Source organism: Nocardia sp. NPDC005366, from assembly GCF_040606855.1.
Taxonomy (GTDB): domain Bacteria; phylum Actinomycetota; class Actinomycetes; order Mycobacteriales; family Mycobacteriaceae; genus Nocardia.
Genome location: NZ_JBEXFQ010000037.1, coordinates 26814 through 44603, shown reverse-complemented (window position 1 = coordinate 44603; position 17790 = coordinate 26814). Strand labels below are relative to the sequence as shown.

Below are 17790 nucleotides of genomic sequence, written 5' to 3'. Positions count from 1 at the left end.
GTGAAGGTTAGGTCCCGGAAAGCTAGGCAGCAGAGAAGCGCATGGCAGACAAACGATGGGCCGTCTCGCGTAGATCGATGATTCGCGGCACGATGGCGATGGGGGTTGCGACAGCAGGCGGTCTTTCGGCCGGCGCGCTGAGACCGGCGAACGCCGCCGCAGAGGCGGGTCCGCGCGTCGCGGTACTCGGCGGCGGTGTCGCGGGCTTGACGGCCGCCCACGAGCTGGCCGAACGCGGCTTCCAGGTGACCGTCTACGAGCGGCGCGCACTGGGCGGAAAGGCACGAAGCATTCCGGTGCCCGACACCGGTTCCGACGGGCGGCCGGATCTGCCCGGCGAACACGGATTCCGTTTCTTCCCCGGCTTCTACCAGCACATTCCGGACACCATGCGACGTATTCCGTTCGCGGGCAACGCCGACGGGGTCCGGGGCAATCTGCTCGCGGTGCCGGAGGCTCGCTTCGCCCGGCGCGACGGCGACGACTTCCGCGTGCTGCCGCTCGGCCCCAGCGCGCGCACCGCACCGACGCCGGAGGCATTCCTCGAGACCGTCGGCGCCGCGATCTCCACCTCGCTGAAACTGCCCGCGTCCGAGGGTCTGTGGTTCGCCAACCGTTTGCTCGTCTTCAACACCAGCTCCGACGCCAGGCGGCTCGGCCAGTGGGAAGGGATGGCCTGGCACGATTTCGTCGGCGCGCGTCGGCGTTCCCACGAATTCCGCGCACTGCTCTCGCGTGCGCTGACCAGCATCATGGTCGCCGCCAAGGAGAGTGTCGCCAGCGTGCGCACCATCGGCACGATGGGTGAACAGTTCCTCGGCAACCCCTTCGAGGTCGGTAACGACGGCGCGCTGGACCGAGTGCTGAACGGGCCGACCAATGCCGCGTGGATCGACCCGTGGACCCAGCACCTGCGTGCACTCGGCGTCCGATTCGCCCTCGGCGCGGAAGTACGCGGACTCGAGGTGCGCGACCGCAGGATCGCGGCGGCGCGCATCGTCGACGCCGACGGGGCACGCACGGTGGAGGCCGACTACTTCGTCGTCGCGCTTCCCGCCGAACTGGCCCGCACCCTGTGGTCGCCCGACATCCTCGAACTGCAGCCGGAATTGGCGGCGATGGACCGGCTCGTCGTCGACTGGATGACCGGCATCCAGTTCTATCTGCGGCGGCCGTCGGATATCTCACGCGGGCACACCGCCTATATCGACGCACCGTGGTCGCTCACCTCGATCAGCCAGAATCAGCACTGGTCGCGCAAACTGCCCCAGTACGGCGACGGCACCGTGCAGGACTGCCTCTCGGTCGATATCTCCGACTGGAACACCCCCGGTGTGCTCTACGGCAAACCCGCGAAAGAGTGCACCCACGAGGAGATCGCGCGCGAGGTCTGGGCGCAGATGATCGAACATCTCGACGACACCGGCGAATCCCTGCGCGACGCCGACCTGCATTCCTGGTTCCTCGATCCCGCGATCACCTGGCAGGCCGCGCAGGGTCGCAATGCCAACACCGACCCGCTGTTGATCAATACCGCCGGTTCCTGGCAGTGCCGCCCCGAGGCGCACGCGGCGATCGAGAACCTGTTCCTCGCCGGTGATTACGTGCGCACCAATGTGGATCTCGCGACCATGGAGGGGGCCAACGAATCCGCGCGCGCCGCGGTGAACGCGCTGCTCGACGTCGCCGGGTCGAACGCCGCGCGCTGCCGGATGTTCGAGATGTACCGTGCCGTCGAATTGGAACCGCTGCGTCAGATCGACGCGGATCGCTACGCCGCCGGGCAGCCCAATCTGTTCGATCGGGCGGTGTGATCGATCTCCCTCGCCCCGAACCGAATTCGCCTCCGACAGCATACCGACGGGTGTTGAATCGAGGTATGGGCGAGATCATGGGCACCAACGAGATCACCGACCCGGCGGAACTACGCCGATTACTCGGGGAGGTGGCGCCCCGCGCAGCCGCCAAGGAACGCGTAACCCTGCACGCCAGGGACCGCGAATGGATCGCCAACTCCCCATTCATCGTGATCGCCACCAGCGACGCCGACGGCAACTGCGACGCCTCCCCGAAGGGCGATCCCGCGGGTTTCGTCAAAGTTCTCGACGACACCACCCTCGGCATCCCCGAACGCCCCGGCAACCGCCGCGCCGACGGCTACCTGAACATCCTGTCCAACCCCCACCTCGGCGTGATCTTCCTCATCCCCGGCCGCCGCGAGACATTGCGCGTCAACGGCCGCGCCCGCCTGGTGCGCGAGGCTGACTATTTCGACGACATGGTGGTGCAGGGACATCGGCCGATCCTCGCGATAGAGGTCGAGATCGAACAGATCTTCTTCCACTGCGCAAAAGCCTTCCTCCGCAGCCGCCTCTGGGAGCCGCGACACTGGCCGCAAGACTCCCTCCCCAGCCACGCCCGCCTGGTCAAAGAGGTGCAGGCCGGTGTCAGCGAATCGGTAGCGGAATTGGAGGCGTACTACGCCGAGGCATACAACGCCAAGCTCTACCGCGGCTGACCACGCTGGCACTCCGAGCGCGACGTTCGAGGCGAGGGCGCACTCTCCCGACCCGCACGGAGCGAGTCTTACGGGCGACCGTTCGCGGCCGCGCCCGCGCGGCAAAATGTCCCAGCCCATAAACTCACCGCGTGGCAGAGATTTCGGTGCGTGGTCGGATCGCCCTGCGGGCCGCGGCGGCAGCGTCGTGGGCGTCGCAGCGGGCGGGTCGCGGCAAGGGTTCGATGATCGGCGGGCTGATCGCGCTGAAAATCGATCCGACGATCATGGATCAGCTCGGCCGTGGTCGGCGCACCGTGCTGGTGACCGGCACGAATGGCAAATCGACGACGACCAGGATGACAACGGCGGCACTGGCGACCTTGGGTGAGGTGGCCACGCAGGCCGATGGCGCCAATATGGACGCGGGTATCGTCGCCGCGCTGAGCGCGCATCAGGGCGTGGAGTTGGCCGCCATCGAGGTGGACGAGCTGCATTTGCCGCATGTCGCCGATTCGCTGAATCCGGCGGCGGTGGTGCTGCTGAACCTGAGCCGCGACCAGCTGGATCGGGTGGGCGAGATCAATATGATCGAGCGCCGGTTGCGGGCGGGTCTGGCGAAGCATCCCGATGCCGTGGTGATCGCCAATTGTGACGATGTGCTCGTGACGTCCATCGCCTACGACCACCCGAATGTGGTGTGGGTCGCGGCGGGCAGCGGGTGGGCCATGGATGCGACCAGTTGCCCGCGCAGCGGTGAGCCGATCGTGTGGGAGGGTGCGCACTGGCGCAGTACCGGTGCCGATTTCGAACGGCCGGAACCGAATTGGTGGCTCGACGGCACGGAATTGCGGGGCCCGGACGGCGTGCGGTTGCCGTTGACGTTGGCCCTGCCCGGTCGCGCCAATCGCGGCAATGCCGCGCAGGCCGTCGCCGCCGCGGTCGCGCTCGGCGCGGATGCCGGGCAGGCGGCGGCAGCGGCGGGGACAGTACGTGAGATCGCGGGCCGTTACCGCACCGTGCGGGTCGGTGAACATGCCGCCCGTCTGCTGCTGGCGAAGAATCCGGCGGGCTGGCAGGAGGCGCTGTCCATGATCGAGCCGTCTTCGGCGGGGCTGGTGATCGCGGTGAACGGGCAGGTGCCCGACGGCGAGGATCTGTCCTGGCTGTGGGATGTGCGCTTCGAGCATTTCGAGGGTGTGCAGGTGGTCGCGTCCGGTGAACGCGCCACCGATCTGGCGGTCCGGCTCACCTACGCCGGGGTGGAGCACACGACGGTGCCGGATCCGGTACGCGCGATCGCGTCCTGCCCGGCGGGTCACGTCGAAGTGCTCGCGAATTACACCGCGTTCCGGGATTTGAACCGAGACCTCGAGGCGAAGGCATGAGTGAATCGACCGTGCGGATCGGGCTGGTCCTGCCCGATGTGATGGGTACCTACGGCGACGGCGGCAATGCCCTCGTGCTGCGCCAGCGGGCGCGCATGCGGGGCTACGACGCCGAAATCGTCGAGATCACGCTGCCCGATCCGGTTCCGGAATCGCTGGATATCTACACCCTCGGCGGCGCGGAGGATTCGGCGCAACGACTGGCCACCCGGCATCTGCAACGGTATCCCGGTCTGCAACGGGCCGCCGCGAACGGCGTTCCCGTCCTCGCCATCTGCGCGGCCATCCAGGTGCTCGGGCACTGGTACGAGACCTCCACCGGCGAACGCGTCGACGGTGTCGGCATGATCGATGTCACCACTTCTCCCCAGACCAAGCGCGCCATCGGCGAAGTCACGACCACACCGCTGCTGCCCGGTCTCACCGCCGCCCTCACCGGTTTCGAAAACCACAGGGGCGGAACGAAACTCGGTGGCGACGCGACGGGCCTCGCCCGCGTGACGCGCGGTGTCGGCAATGGCGTCGGCGACGGGTTGGAAGGTGTCGTCCACGGCTCGGTCCTCGGCACCTACATGCACGGTCCTGCCCTGGCCCGCAACCCGGAACTGGCCGATCTGCTGCTCAGCCGCGCCCTCGGTGTCGATACCCTCGCGCCCCTCGACCTCCCCGAAGTGGACCAGCTCCGCCGCGAACGCCTCCGCGCCTGAACTCGCTAGACAGCCAGAATCGCCACGTCGTACTTCTTGCAGTAGGGATCTCGGGTAGCCAACGTCAACCCCTCGTGCCGCGCCTGCGCCACCAACATCCGGTCGAACGGATCCCGATGGATCGGGGGCAGCCGACCAGCCGCGATCGCATGCTCGTGGCTGATGGGGAGCGCGAGGAAGCCGCAGTCCCTGATACGTTCCGGAAGATCACTCGGCCCTGCCAGTTCGCCGGTAGCCTGCTTGATCGACACCTCCCACAGGGTGGCGGCACTGATGTACACGTCCACATCGTGGTCGATCTGGTCCGCGATCTCCGATGGCAGGGCGGGATCGTCCGCCAACCACCACAGCACCACGTGGGTGTCGAGGAGCAGACTCACTGCATCGATCCGAAATCGTCTGCGATCGCTGCGTTCGTCTCCGCGGAATCCCACTCCGGCCCGAGTGTGAGTCGCCCGCGCAGCGACCCGCGACCGCGATGTTCGGCACGACGAATCAGCGGCACAACCTTTGCGACCGGGTGACCGGCCCGGCTGATGACGATCTCCTCACCTCGCTCGACTCGCTCGATGATCCGCGAGAGATTCGTCTTCGCATCGTGGATATTGAACTGTTCGGCTGCGCTGCCCACCACGTCACCTCCTTAGCTAAGAGGTTAGTCCATAATTCTTGCCGATGTGGCGAAACGGATGCGCGTCGGCTCAGACCGCCGCGGTCGCGCACAGCTCGTGGACCAGGCGCATCTTCTCCAGCACCGGTTCGGGTAGCACGAACGGGTAGAGATCGGGGTGGCCCATGGAGCGGTTCACCATATTCAGCGCCCACGCCAACGGCAGCCACAGGTCGATGATCTTGTCGAAACCGGCCCGTCCCGGTTGCGGCCGGTCCAGCGTCGCGCCCGCCGGGGCGAAGCCGAATGCGGCGGCGGTGTCGAGGGTGTCGCGGATATGCAGGTAGTGGGCGAAGGTTTCGGCCCAGTCCTCGGCCGCGTGCATGGTGGCGTAGGAGGAGACGTGATCGGCCTCCCAGCCGGCTGGGGCGCCGTGGGAATAGTGATCGTCCAGCGCGGCCTGGTAATCGGCGTCCGGATTGCCGAATAGATCCAGGAAGCGTTGTCGCGCGGCATCATCGGCGACGAGGACCGAATAGTAGTAGTGGCCGATCTCATGCCGGAAATGGCCGAGCAGGGTGCGATAGGGCTCGTCCATCTCGATCCGCAACTGCTCGCGATGCGGATCGTTCGCCTCGGCGAGATCCAGGGTGATGACGCCGTTCTGATGGCCGGTGAGTACCTGGTCGGTATCGCTGGACAGCAGGTCGAAGGCCAGACCGGTTCGGGGGTTCTCGTCGCGGCCGACGATCGGAAGGCCCAGCTCGGCCAATTCCATGATGAGGCGGCGCTTGGCGGCCTCGGCCTCGGCGAAGGCGTCGAGGCCCGCGGGGTCGGCGTCGTTGGGGCGGATGCGGGTCAACCGGCACGATTCACACAGTGCCGGACCGCTGTTCGCGGCGGGCGGAGCCGGTTCCAGCGCGCTATCCGACTCCGAGGACGGGCCGGCATCGGATCGCGGTTCGGTCCCGGTATTCGATACCGATCCGGGGTGTGCGTCGGGAATCTGTACCAGCCAATTGCATTTGGCGACATGCAGATTGTCGCAGAGCCGGTAGCGGCGGCCGTCTACCTCACCGCTGAGATATCCGTTGTCGCCGGTCGGGACGAAATCGGCGATGACGAGCAGGGTCCGCAGGGTGAGACTGAAACCGAGTGGACTGGAACAGGACAGGCACACCGAATTCTCGAAGGCGAGCTGTTGTCCGCAGTTGGGGCAGATGAAATCTCGCACTCGGGTTCAAACCTCCACAGGAGCGACGTCGACCGACACACTGATGATGCTCTTCTTGGCTTCGGTATAGATGATGCCGCGCAGGGGCGGCACGTCCGCGTAGTCGCGACCCCAGGCCGCGGTGACGTACCGTTCGTCGGCGAACTGATCATTCGTCGGATCGAAACCGATCCAGTGCCCGGTCCGGTCCGAGGGCGCGTCCCCCGGCGCCCACACCGCCGCCCAGGCGTGCGTGGCGTCGACCCCGACCATACGTTCCTTACCCGGTGGCGGATCGGTGGCCAGATAACCGGACACGTAGCGCGCGGCCAGACCGTGCGAACGCAGGCAGGCCGCCGCGATACGCGCGAAATCCTGGCAGACGCCTTCGCGGGCGACGAAGACATCGGCCACCCTGGTCGAGACATTGGTGGAGCCGGACCGATAGGCGAAGTCGTGGTGAATCCTGGTGTTCAGTTCGGTCACCGCCTCCAGCAGCGGGCGGCCCGGCGTCAGCGATTTCGCCGCATAGGCGGTGACCTCGGGCGTGATCTCCCGCGGACGAAGATCCAACGTGAACTCCACCGCCAGTGGGCCGTCGACGGCACTCGGACGAGCCTGCTCCCACGGAAGGTCCGCACTCGCGGCGGCAGGGCGTTGCACATCCACCACCGAAACCCCGGTGACCAGCAATTCGGTGTGCTGCGCCGTCACATGGAAATACGCGGTGGTGTTGCCGTAGACGTCGGTGCCGACGGAACGGTCCGACGGCAGTGGCGCGATCGCCAGATCATGCGAAACCAGACGCTGCCCGGGAAATTCGCGCGGGGTCAGGTAGGCGCGGCCGTAGGAACTGCTGACCTCGGCCGAATACGAATATCTGGTTCGGTGCTCCACCCGATAACGACGGGCGAAACCATCGCGCCCGGTCATCCGACCACCCTCGTGCTGCCCCACAGTGGCTGTATACCCACGGGCAGCGAAAGTTTCGTCGTCTCGAACGATTCCGAGATCTTGCGCAGCCGCAAGTGCACACCTTCCAGTAACTCGGCGAGTTCGGTCCGTTCGCCGTCGTCGTCGGTGGCCTCCAGATCGGCCGGATCCATCCGGCGCAGCATGCGTTGCGCGTCGGCCAGTAGTCGTTGCGTCCGTGACGATCCGGAGGCCCCCGGTAACTCCTGGAAATCCTCGTCGAGCCGATCCAACTGGTAGGCCAGCGACCGGGGATTGCTCGCGTCGAAGAGCAGCAACCCCGCCACCGCCGCGATCCGCACCGAATCCCGGTGTCGGCGACGATAACTCACCAGCGATTCGGCGGCACGCAGCACCGATTCGGTCACCACCTGCTGGGCCTCACCGCGGAAGCTCTGCGTCAACGCCGCCGACATCAGTGCCGTCAGCGCCAGCCCGCGCTCGATGCGCTTACCGATATCCATGACGTACCAACCAGCGTCGCGCACCAGTGATTCGGACCCGATCCCCGACAGCGACAGCAGGGCCGCCAGGGTCAGCGAATGCACCGCCGACAGCGCCGCCTCCCTGCCTTCCTCGGTCCCGCGATATTCGGCGAGCGCCCGATCCACCGCGCTCAGGATCATCCAGGTGTCCTGCGACAGCTGATCGCGCACCGCCCGCGCCGCCGACCCGTACCGGTCGATCGCGAAGGACAGCGATCCGGGCAGCTCCCGATCGATGGTCAGCGACACCAGGTACTCGTGGCCCTCCGACGACGCTGCTGCCGTCGTCGGCGCGCGGCTCGCCCGTGCATCCTCGCCCGCCGCGACGGAATTCTCCTGCGGTGGGGCAAGCTGCATGGGTTGCTGCGGGACGGGGGGTGTTTCGGCGGGCGGACCGGAGGCGACGGCGGGCGGGGCGATGGTGCCGGTGGTCCTGGCCAGCGCCGACATGAGGACCGGGAGGGCTTCCGCACCGTCGAGCCAGGGGCGGTAGTGGTATTCCTGGTAGCAGTCGTGGGCGGCGATGAGCAGGCGGGCCACCGACTCGGCGCGTTCGCTGTAGCGGCCCATCCAGAACAGATCGTTGAGGACACGGGGCGAACTGATCGCCTCGACGATCGGCGGCGACCGGTGCGCCCGCTCCTCCGCCTGTGGTTCCGCCGCGACCGCCGTCACCGGCGCCGGTGCGGCGCGCACCCACACATCCTTGGCGGCCACCTTGATGACCGCGCGATCGGGTTCCAGCCGCTGCCGTAACTGGCCGAGACCCCCCGCCATGGCCGTATAGCCACCGCGCCGCGCGACCGAGAACAGGCGCATGCCGACCGGCGCGGCGGCCAATCCGCCGTAGCCCTGCACCGCGGGGGCCACCGAGAACTGGGCGGGCTCCTGCCCCACCCACTGCCAGGGGTTCGCCTCGATGCGCGCCTTCACATCGTCGCGTTGTCCGGCCGAGAGCTCCGGACCGAACAGGGTGGAACCGTCGACCGCGGACCGGATGACCAGCCGATCCAGTTTCGCCAGCAGATACGACCGCTCGCTGTCGTCGCCGCCCCAATATGTCGGCGTGCTGTCGAGCAGCAATTCCTCGCCGAGCAGAGCGCGCGAAATCCGCGGCAGGAATCCGGTCAGCGCCGGATTCTCGAGCACACCGCTGCCGAGGGTGTTCACCACGGTCACCGCGCCCCGGCGCAGCACCTCGACCAGACCGACCACACCGAGATGGGAATCCGGGCGAAGGTCGAGCGGATCGGAGAATTCCGAATCCACTCGGCGCAACACCACATCCACGCGTTTCAGGGTGCCGAGCGAACGCATCCACAGCGCGCCGTCACGCACCACCAGATCGGCGCTCTCGACCAGCGGGAAGCCCAGTGTCGCGGCGAGATATGCCTGATCGAAGGCGGTTTCGGAATGCGCACCCGGACTCAGCACCACCACCATCGGGTCGTCCACGTCGGCGGCCGGCGCGGATTCGATCAGCATCAACCGCATCGCCCGCACGAAGGGAGTGAGCGGGCGCGGGCCGGCGTATTCGAAGGACTCGGGAATCGCGGTCGACACCACACGGCGATCGGCCATCGCGTATCCGGCGCCCGACGGCGCCTGCGCCCAGTCCGCGATGACCCGGAATTCCCCGTCACCCCACCGGCTGATATCGCTGGCGTGCAGGAACAGCTGATGTCGGCCGGGAATCGTGATGCCGTGCGCGGCCCGCACATATCCACTGTTGCCGAACACCACCTCGGGCGGCAGCAGCCCCGAGGTAATGGTGCGGCGGGAGCCGTAGATATCGGTGAGCACCTCGTCCAGCACACGCGAGCGCTGCACGAGCCCGGCTTCCAGCCGGGTCCAGTCGTCGGCGGATACCAGCAGCGGGATCGGATCCAGCCGCCACGGCACCGGCTTGACCGGCTCACCCGAGCCGTTCACCTCGGTATAGGTGATGCCGTCGTCCTCGATCAGTCTGCGCACCCGCGTATCGAGTCTGCCCAGCCCGCTGGTGCCGATGTCGACGAAAGCGGACGAGAGCTCCGACCACATCGATCGGACCGAACCGTCCGCGTCGACCAGTTCGTCGTAGTAGCCCGCGGTCGGCCCCCCGCATTCGTCGTAACCGCCGGAGGCGACGCTCTCGGCCCGGTAGCGCGCGAACTGTTCGGCTATCAGCTCACGCACCGTGGGTCGGCGAGTTTCCCCCGCGTTCCATAACAAGCCCTGTTCATCACGCGCCGCCGAGTTCTCGTGGTCGCTGCGCTGGCCGGACTCGAGGACATCGGCCCGAGTGTTGGTCTCGGGTACTTCGTGGTTCATCGCTTCACGCCTCCCCTGCGGGTGGCCGCATACGCCGCATCGGCCGCCATGCCGACCTCACTTCCGCTGCCCGGCGTGCTACCGGTCGCCGGTCAGTCCCCACACGGTGCGGGCCCGCCGTAGATCCAGGATGCCCGGCGCACCGACATCGGTCGACTGTGCGGCAATCTTCGCACGGAGTTCGCCGGGATCCACCGGAGTCGTCGTATGCCCGGCCGCCTCGAACCGGCGATTGCGACGCGATTGCGCGACTTCCGCGTTCACCGGCGGCTCCTCCCAGTACTGCCCGCCCGGATGCGACACATGATAGGTGCAGCCGCCACGGGAGATTCCGGTATCGGCGTCGATCAGGTCGAAGACCAGCGGCGCGTCGACGGTGATCGATGGGTGCAGCGAGTTCGGCGGCTGCCAGGCGCGGTAGCGGACACCGGCTACCTGCACATCGGTTTTATCGGTGGCGAGCAGCGGGACCGGCATGCCATTGCAGGTCACCACGTATCGGCCACGATCCGCGCCGACCACCCTGAGCTGTATCCGCTCCACCGAGGAATCGACATAGCGCGCGGTATCCGTGGCGACGCTCTGTTCACCGAGGGTGTGCCACGGTTCGATCGCCCCGCGCAATTCGATCTCGATATCACCGAGCACCACCGTGCCGATGCGCGGGAACCGGAATTCGGTGAATGGGTCGAGCCAGCTGGAATCGAATTCGATACCGTGCGCGCGCAGGTCGGCGGCGACCTCGGCGATATCGGTCGTCAGGAAATGCGGAAGCAGGTAGCGACCGTGCAGATTGGCCCCGTGCCTGATGAGTCTCGCGCGCAGCGGTTCCCTCCAGAAACGTGCGACAAGACCGCGGACCAGCAGCGACTGCACCATCGCCATCTGGAAATGCGGCGGCATCTCGAAACCGCGCAATTCCACCAGACCGAGCCTGCCCCTGGCCGAATCCGGGCTGTAGAGCTTATCGATGCAGAATTCGGCACGGTGGGTATTGCCGGTGAGATCGGTGAGCAGATGCCGCAGCGCGCGATCGATATGCCACGGCGCGACGGGTTGTTCCCCGCCCGCCGAATCCGCGGTGAGCCTGGCGATCTCGGAGAAGGCGATCTCCAATTCGTAGAGCGCGCCCTCACGGCCCTCGTCCGCCCGCGGCGCCTGCGAGGTCGGCCCGACGAAACGGCCGGAGAACAGATAGGACAGCGCGGGATGGCGCTGCCAGTAGGTGAGCATCGAGACGAGCAGATCCGGCCTGCGCAACATCGGCGAGCGCGCGGGCGTCACGCCGCCGAGGGTGATGTGATTACCGCCGCCGGTGCCGCCCGCACTGCCGTCGACATCGAAGGATTCGGTGCTCAGCCGGGCCAGCCTGGCCTGGTCGTAGAGGGTCGACAGCAGTTCGGCCTGTTCGGCGAACGACGCGGTGGGCTGCACGTTCACCTCGATGACACCCGGGTCCGGGGTCACCGACAGGGTCTGCAACCGCGCGTCGACCGGCGGGCCGTACCCCTCTAGCACCACCGGCTGCCCCGGCAGGCCCGGCAGGCCCGGCAGGCCCGGCAGGCCCGCAGCCGAACCCGAGGGATTCAGCGCGGTCGCCGCGGCCTCGACCCGCCCGATCAGCTCGACGAAATCCTCCCATTGCTCCAGCGGAGGCAGGAATACGTGTACTCGGCCGTTGCGCACCTCGGCGACGACGGCGGTCGTCGGCTCCCAATCACCGGACTCCACCACCGCGGGCGCCTCGTCGCGCACCGGGCGCAGCGGCCCCATGAACAGCGGATCGCTATCGGGACGCGGTCGCGGCGGCCGCCAGGAGATGGCGTCGAGGGGTAACCGCAGCCCGGCGGGAGAATCGCCGTCGGCCAACACGATTCGACCTCCGGGAGTGTCCAGCGAACGGCCACGGCGCAATCGCCAGTCGGCGCTGGCCCACCCTCGGCCGTCACTCCTGCGATACAGCGGCAGTACGTAGGCGACCGGATCGGTGACCGACTCGTCGAGTCGCCGGAGCAGTTCCTCCCGCGTCCGCGGTGAATCCTGGCCGGGGTCGATATCGGCGACGTCGGGCGGATCGCCCGCCGGTATGCGCATGGCGCCGGCCAGGCGGGCCAGCGGATCTTCGTAGGCGGGGCGGACCTGCGTCGGCGGCAGCCCGAGCCCCTCCGCCAGATGCGCGATCAGCGCCCCCGCGGTGCCGGAATCGGCGGCGGGCACACGGCGGCGGCCCGGCAGAGTCGCGGTGGCGCTCGGGTTCGCATTACCTTCCACCCGGACCACGCGCAGATCGGTGTCCTCGTCGTCGGCGTCGCCCGTCACGACAGAGCTGTCGGCGCCATTGGTCTTCGCGGCTGTGTCGACCCGAACGCCGTCGACCTCGGGTTCGGAGAGGTTCCCGTTCGCACGGACGAGTGCGGTCACCTCGGGTGGCACGGTATCCACCGGCGTCCACGGATCTATGAGCAGATCCGGACGGGTCCACAGCGGCACGTTATCGGCGCGCCAGACGATCGCGATCTCCCAGCGCGGCAACGGTTCTCCTGGATACCACTTTCCTTGCCGGTGCTGGACGATGCCGGTCGGGGCGTAGACGCGCCGGAGCCGGTCGGCCAGGTCGACGGCGCGTTCGCGTTTGTGCGGGCCGTCGGCGTCGGTGGTCCATTCCGGACTCTTCTGGTCGTCCACCGAGACGAAGGTGGGTTCGCCTCCGATGGTGAGTCCGATCCGGTCGGCCGCCATCCTGGCGTCGAGCGCGGCGCCAGCGGCCCGGATGCTTTCCCACTGGGAATCGGTGTAGGGCAGCGTGACCCGTGGGTCTTCGTGGATGCGCCGGACCGTATTGGCGAATTCCAGGGTGGACTCGGTGCGGCCGGTCGCGCCGGTGATCGCCGCCGACGAGGTGGGGTGCGGGGTCGCGGCCAACGGGATGTGCCCCTCACCGGCGAACAGGCCCGACGTCGGATCCATCCCGATCCAGCCCGCACCCGGCACGTACACCTCGGTCCAGGCGTGCAGGTCGGTGAAGTCGGCGGGCGGACCTGACGGTCCGTCAAGGGACGGCACATCCTGGGCCAACTGCACCAGATAGCCGGAGACGAAACGGGCGGCCAAGCCGAATTCCCGCAGGATCGACACGAGCAGCCACGCCGAATCCCGGCACGAACCGATCGCGCTGCGCAAGGTGTGGTCCGGTGTCTGCACCCCCGGTTCCATCCGGATCGTGTACCCGACGTCCTCGCGCAGTACGCGGTTCACCTCGACCAGGAAATCGATGGTGCGTGGGACGCCCTCGGGCCGGTGCGCGCGTACCCACTCCCGCACCAACTCCCCCGCCCCCGAACCGGGAGTCGATTCGTCCACCCGACGCAGATACGGCTCGAGATCCGCCGTCAACTCGGGGCTGTAGGTGAACGGAAAATGTTCGGCGGAATCCTCGATGAAGAAATCGAAGGGATTGACCACCTCGAGATCGGCGATCAGGCCGACGGTGATCGACAATTCCCTGGTCGGGTTCGGAAATACCAGCCGGGCGAGGAAATTACCGAAGGCGTCCTGCTGCCAGTTGACCCAGTGCTCGGCCGGCGTGACGCGCATCGAATATGCCTCTATGCGAGTTCGCGAATGCGGGGCCGGACGTAGACGCACCACGTGGGGATGCACCTCCACCAGCCGGTCGAAGGTGTAGGTGGTCCGGTGCTCGAGCGACACCTTGATGCCCATGAAGCAAGTTCACCACACCGCGCAGGTGCGTGCCGGTCCGAGAAGCAGGCGTTTTCCGGGAAGCAACATTATGTTTATTCGCCGACACGCGGCCGACTTCCCACGCCGTGTCCGCGCCCGATGATATGACCGAATAACCATTAGATCTCATCGGGAGGTCACAAATATATGCCTGCACCGATATGCCGATCTTGTGAAACCGCGATCGATCACTGTCACGGCACACTCATCATCCATGTGGGCCGCATGCCCGAATGCACCGATCTCGACTGCATCGACTTCGATCACACCCGCCACACCTTCCTCATCGACTGCACCGATATCGCCGGCGGCTGCCCCTGCACCAACCGCCCGTCGCGCACCGCCTGACAACGTCAGTCCACCCCGTCATCGAGGTCCTGCCGGTCGTCCGCACGTCGAACGGCACCAGGCTCTCGATGGCGGGAGCGGAGGCGTCTGCCCTGCCGCGGTGGTCGGCGGTGAGCGTGGTCGGCGAGACGACCTCGACCACCAGAACCGTGTCGCCGACGCGGCGGCGCGGTCGGGGTCGGGGCGGGTCGTAGGCTGGGCGGGTGAATTACGACCACGTGCTGTTGCCGTCCGGAGTCGCGTCGACGCCGGACGAGGTGGACGAGTATCTGTCGGGGCAGCAGGGGCTGGCGGAGTCCGGGATCGTCGCGGAGATGGCGAAGCACGTCAATCACCGCGACGGCGAACTGCCGGAGTCGGACAGTTTCCTCGCGACGGAGTCGGTGGGCGGGGCGGCGACCGGGACCGTACTGCATGTGTCGTGCCCGTACGACGCGATCGGATTCGTGCGTAATCTGCTGTTCGAGATCGCGACACCGCGCGCGTACGCGCTGTACGACCCGCAGTTGACCTGGCTGATCGATCCGGCGGACCGGGTCGACGTCGCCGTGACGCACGGCGGGGCGGGTGAGTTCCCGTATCTGACGAAAGCACTGCTGGATCTGTGGGTTCCCGCCCTGGCGGAGCCGAATCCGTATCTCATCGCCGAACGCGCGGATCAGGTGTACATCCAGACGTATCGGGATCCCGACGGGGGGTACACCGTCGAATACCGCGACGGCGCACCGGATAAGCATTTCGGCACGATCATCGAGGATCCGGGCCGAGTCGTGGCGTTGATCTGGTCGTGGGCCGTCGGCGACGTGCCTTCGGATATCGGCTGGGAGCGCGTCGAGTTCTAGCGAGGAACGCGCTCACGAACCGGACACTCATCCCCCGCACGGTCACTCGCGCCGCCGCGCGACCACACCGCGGCGGAGCCGATCGCGAATTACAGTGCGCGGCGGCCTGACAGTGCTCGGCCCAGCGTCAGTTCATCGGCGAATTCCAGGTCCCCGCCCATCGGGAGACCCGACGCCAGCCTCGTCACGCTGAGGCCGGGGAAATCCCGCAGCATCCGCACCAGGTAGGTGGCGGTCGCCTCGCCCTCGGTATTCGGGTCGGTCGCGATGATGACCTCGCTGACGTCGACTCCGTCCTGCTGATTGCCGATACGCGCCAGCAACTCTCGAATACGCAGTTGGTCGGGCCCGATACCGCTGAGCGGATCCAGCGCGCCACCGAGTACGTGGTAGCGGCCACGGAATTCGCGCGTGCGCTCGATCGCCTGCACGTCCTTGGGCTCCTCGACCACGCAGATCATGGTGCGATCACGGCGCGGATCAGCGCAGATGCGGCACAGTTCGTTATCGGAGACGGTGCCGCACATCACGCAGAACCGCACGCCGTCGCGCACTTTCTGCAGCGCGGACTGGAGCCGATCGATGTCGAGCGGTTCCACCTGGAGCAGGTGAAAGGCGATGCGCTGCGCGCTCTTCGGCCCGACGCCGGGGAGTTTGCCCAGTTCATCGATCAGATCCTGGACCGGACCCTCGTACAACTGCGATACCCCTAGAAATCCGGCAGGCCGGGCAGCGAACCGCCGCCGAGCCCGCCGGAGAGCGGACCGAGACGCTCGGCCGCCAACTGCTGCGCGTTGGTCATGGCGTCGTTGACCGCGCCGATCACCAGATCCTGCAGACCTTCGACATCCTCCGGGTCGACCACCTTCGGGTCGATGGTCAACGCGACGACCTCACCGGTCGCCTTGATGGTGACCTTGACCAGCCCACCGCCCGCCTGGCCTTCGACCTCGGAGGCCGCGATCTCGGCCTGCGCTTCCATCACCGCCTGCTGCATCTGCTGCGCCTGGGCGAGTAACTGCTGCATGTCGAACTGACCACCGGGCTGCACGGCATGTCCTCTCTGCGGAAAGTGTCGCCACCCAGCGTAGTGGACGGGTACGGGAGGATTCCGCCCGTACCCGAACGAGCGACGACCGTCACCGAGGTCGTCGCGCGAAATCTCGACTCTCCCGTGGCAGGAGGGTGTTCGCTGAAGATATGACAGCGACGGTATCGATCGGCGAATTCTCCAGGCTGACCCATCTCAGCGTGAAGACGCTGCGGCACTACCACGACGTCGGCCTCCTCGCACCGGTCGATATCGACGCGCACTCCGGTTACCGCCGCTACGCGACCGAACAGGTTGGCCGCGCCCAGTTGATCCGTCGACTGCGCCGACTCGATATGCCCCTGCCCGAGATCAAGGCGGTGCTGGAGGCTCCCGATACCGACACCCGCGACGTCGCGCTGCGCGCCCACCTCGCGCGCATGGAGGAGCAGTTGCGGCGCACCCGCGACGCGGTGGCCTCGCTACGCGCGCTGCTCACCCCGGCGGCGCCGCTCGCGGTCGAATATTCCACCGTCGCGGCCTTTTCCGCGCTCACGATCCGCGATGTGATCGGCCGCGACGGTGTCGGCGACTGGTGCCAGACCTCGTTCGCGTCGCTGTACGAGACATTGGCCGCCGCGGGATGCGCACCGGCCGGACCGGGCGGAGCCACCTACGCCATGGATTTCTTCGAGAACGACTCGGGCGAGGTGCTCGCCTTCGTTCCGGTCGCGGACGGCACGGCATTCGCCGCCCCCGACGGCCTGGAATTCGTGGAACTGCCCGCGCGCAGGTTCGCGATCGCCGTGCACCGGGGTCCGTTCGAGGATGTCGACCGCACCTACGGCGCGCTGGGCAGCCACGTCGCCGAAAACGACACCGCGTTGAACGAACCGGTGCGCGAGATCTACCTGGTCGCGCCCGGCGACACCGACGACCCGACCGAATATCTCACCGAGATCTGCTGGCCGATCGAGCGCTCATGAAGCAGCGCTCGCCGCGTACTGTCGCTAGCCGAGTTCGCGCTTCAGATTGCCGAGCACCTCGGCCTGGATCTTCTTCAGACCGAGCGGGGCGAAGATGCCCTCGAAGATGCCCGAGATCCCGCCCGCGCCCTGCCACGTGGTGCGCAGCGTGACCTGCGAACCGGACCCGTCCGGTGTCACGGTCCAGGTATTGACCATGCTGGAATTCGAATCGCGCTCTGTCACCATCGAATCGGAGACCGAGACGACCGCGCGCACATTGCGCGAGCGCTTCTCGGTGGCCTGCAACGTCCACTCCGCGATGGTGCCCGCGCCGGTTCCGCCCTCGACGACCTTGTAGTCGCGGTAGTGCGGCGAGAGGATGCGAGGACGCACCGACGCGTAATCCGCGATGGCCTCGAGTGCGCGCTGCGGATCCGCCGCCACGGCGATCGAACTGCTGGCGCTGACCTGTCCCACGATGAACTCCTTGTCCGGGTACGTTGCTCGGGCTTCGGGATTCACCATAGGCGCTGCCGCCCCCGGGGCTTCGGCGCGGGCTCGCCGCGTACGCGCGGGCGGCGATACGGCGCTATTCCGATCGAATACGACTATCTGCGCTACGGTCATCTGCGATCAATATTCCCGTTGCAACATATGCGTGACATTTCTCCTTCGA

15 protein-coding genes and 3 pseudogenes are annotated in these 17790 nt (G+C 67.2%); 7 read left to right on the top strand and 11 right to left on the bottom strand.

The window, feature by feature from the left end:
- Nucleotides 1-41 precede the first annotated feature (41 nt).
- From ABZS43_RS30965 to ABZS43_RS30950, 4 genes are all read left to right on the top strand, one after another.
- On the top strand, nucleotides 42-1814 hold the full coding sequence (locus ABZS43_RS30965; RefSeq protein ID WP_355039526.1) for an FAD-dependent oxidoreductase: 1773 nt from the start codon (nucleotides 42-44) through the stop codon (nucleotides 1812-1814).
- Between the two features lie 65 nt (nucleotides 1815-1879).
- Complete coding sequence (locus ABZS43_RS30960) at nucleotides 1880-2518, top strand: pyridoxamine 5'-phosphate oxidase family protein (protein WP_355039525.1); 639 nt, start codon at nucleotides 1880-1882, stop codon at nucleotides 2516-2518.
- A gap of 131 nt (nucleotides 2519-2649) precedes the next feature.
- The gene (locus ABZS43_RS30955) at nucleotides 2650-3885 is read left to right on the top strand and encodes a MurT ligase domain-containing protein (protein ID WP_355039524.1); all 1236 of its coding nucleotides are present in this window, start codon (nucleotides 2650-2652) and stop codon (nucleotides 3883-3885) included.
- The gene (locus tag ABZS43_RS30950; protein WP_355039523.1) at nucleotides 3882-4592 is read left to right on the top strand and encodes a glutamine amidotransferase; all 711 of its coding nucleotides are present in this window, start codon (nucleotides 3882-3884) and stop codon (nucleotides 4590-4592) included. The genes ABZS43_RS30955 and ABZS43_RS30950 overlap by 4 nt, the downstream gene beginning before the upstream one ends.
- A gap of 5 nt (nucleotides 4593-4597) precedes the next feature.
- Here ABZS43_RS30950 and ABZS43_RS30945 read toward each other — a convergent pair whose 3' ends face one another.
- The 8 genes and pseudogenes from ABZS43_RS30945 to ABZS43_RS30910 all read right to left on the bottom strand — a co-directional run.
- Nucleotides 4598-4972, bottom strand: coding sequence for a type II toxin-antitoxin system VapC family toxin (locus ABZS43_RS30945; protein ID WP_355039522.1), 375 nt, complete (start codon nucleotides 4970-4972; stop codon nucleotides 4598-4600).
- Nucleotides 4969-5226: a type II toxin-antitoxin system prevent-host-death family antitoxin gene (locus ABZS43_RS30940; protein ID WP_355039521.1), complete on the bottom strand. Its 258-nt coding sequence runs from the start codon at nucleotides 5224-5226 to the stop codon at nucleotides 4969-4971. Before ABZS43_RS30940 ends, ABZS43_RS30945 begins: the two co-directional genes overlap by 4 nt.
- Before the next feature lie 67 nt (nucleotides 5227-5293).
- Nucleotides 5294-6082 (bottom strand): annotated as a pseudogene (locus tag ABZS43_RS30935) (putative zinc-binding metallopeptidase); the annotation flags it as partial.
- 126 nt (nucleotides 6083-6208) lie between these two features.
- Nucleotides 6209-6436: pseudogene (locus tag ABZS43_RS30930) on the bottom strand (zinc-ribbon domain-containing protein); the annotation flags it as partial.
- Between the two features lie 6 nt (nucleotides 6437-6442).
- Nucleotides 6443-7348: a transglutaminase family protein gene (locus tag ABZS43_RS30925; RefSeq protein ID WP_355039520.1), complete on the bottom strand. Its 906-nt coding sequence runs from the start codon at nucleotides 7346-7348 to the stop codon at nucleotides 6443-6445.
- Nucleotides 7345-10185 (bottom strand): circularly permuted type 2 ATP-grasp protein, encoded by a 2841-nt coding sequence (locus ABZS43_RS30920; protein WP_355039519.1) that lies wholly within the window; start codon nucleotides 10183-10185, stop codon nucleotides 7345-7347. Before ABZS43_RS30920 ends, ABZS43_RS30925 begins: the two co-directional genes overlap by 4 nt.
- A gap of 78 nt (nucleotides 10186-10263) precedes the next feature.
- Nucleotides 10264-12402 carry a transglutaminase family protein gene (locus ABZS43_RS30915; RefSeq protein WP_355039550.1) on the bottom strand — a complete coding sequence of 713 codons (2139 nt, stop codon included), beginning with the start codon at nucleotides 12400-12402 and terminating at the stop codon, nucleotides 10264-10266.
- Between the two features lie 240 nt (nucleotides 12403-12642).
- A pseudogene (locus ABZS43_RS30910) lies at nucleotides 12643-13905 on the bottom strand (transglutaminase family protein); the annotation flags it as partial.
- Nucleotides 13906-14151: 246 nt separating this feature from the next.
- Between ABZS43_RS30910 and ABZS43_RS30905 the strand changes: the two are divergent.
- Together ABZS43_RS30905 and ABZS43_RS30900 are read left to right on the top strand one after the other, a co-directional pair.
- The gene (locus ABZS43_RS30905) at nucleotides 14152-14274 is read left to right on the top strand and encodes a hypothetical protein (protein ID WP_355039518.1); all 123 of its coding nucleotides are present in this window, start codon (nucleotides 14152-14154) and stop codon (nucleotides 14272-14274) included.
- A gap of 203 nt (nucleotides 14275-14477) precedes the next feature.
- The gene (locus tag ABZS43_RS30900) at nucleotides 14478-15116 is read left to right on the top strand and encodes a hypothetical protein (protein ID WP_355039517.1); all 639 of its coding nucleotides are present in this window, start codon (nucleotides 14478-14480) and stop codon (nucleotides 15114-15116) included.
- An 89-nt stretch (nucleotides 15117-15205) separates the two neighbouring features.
- Here ABZS43_RS30900 and recR read toward each other — a convergent pair whose 3' ends face one another.
- Together recR and ABZS43_RS30890 are read right to left on the bottom strand one after the other, a co-directional pair.
- On the bottom strand, nucleotides 15206-15814 hold the full coding sequence (gene recR, locus ABZS43_RS30895; RefSeq protein WP_355039516.1) for a recombination mediator RecR: 609 nt from the start codon (nucleotides 15812-15814) through the stop codon (nucleotides 15206-15208).
- 11 nt (nucleotides 15815-15825) lie between these two features.
- A complete protein-coding gene (locus ABZS43_RS30890) occupies nucleotides 15826-16167 on the bottom strand; it encodes a YbaB/EbfC family nucleoid-associated protein (RefSeq protein ID WP_355039515.1) in 342 nt (113 codons plus the stop codon).
- A gap of 149 nt (nucleotides 16168-16316) precedes the next feature.
- Here ABZS43_RS30890 and ABZS43_RS30885 point away from each other — a divergent pair, with 149 nt between their 5' ends.
- Nucleotides 16317-17132 carry a MerR family transcriptional regulator gene (locus ABZS43_RS30885; RefSeq protein ID WP_355039514.1) on the top strand — a complete coding sequence of 272 codons (816 nt, stop codon included), beginning with the start codon at nucleotides 16317-16319 and terminating at the stop codon, nucleotides 17130-17132.
- A 24-nt stretch (nucleotides 17133-17156) separates the two neighbouring features.
- Here the strand turns inward: ABZS43_RS30885 and ABZS43_RS30880 are convergent, their stop codons facing one another.
- Entirely contained in the window at nucleotides 17157-17591 is a 435-nt protein-coding gene (locus tag ABZS43_RS30880) for an SRPBCC family protein (protein WP_355039513.1), read from the bottom strand.
- Nucleotides 17592-17790 lie beyond the last annotated feature (199 nt).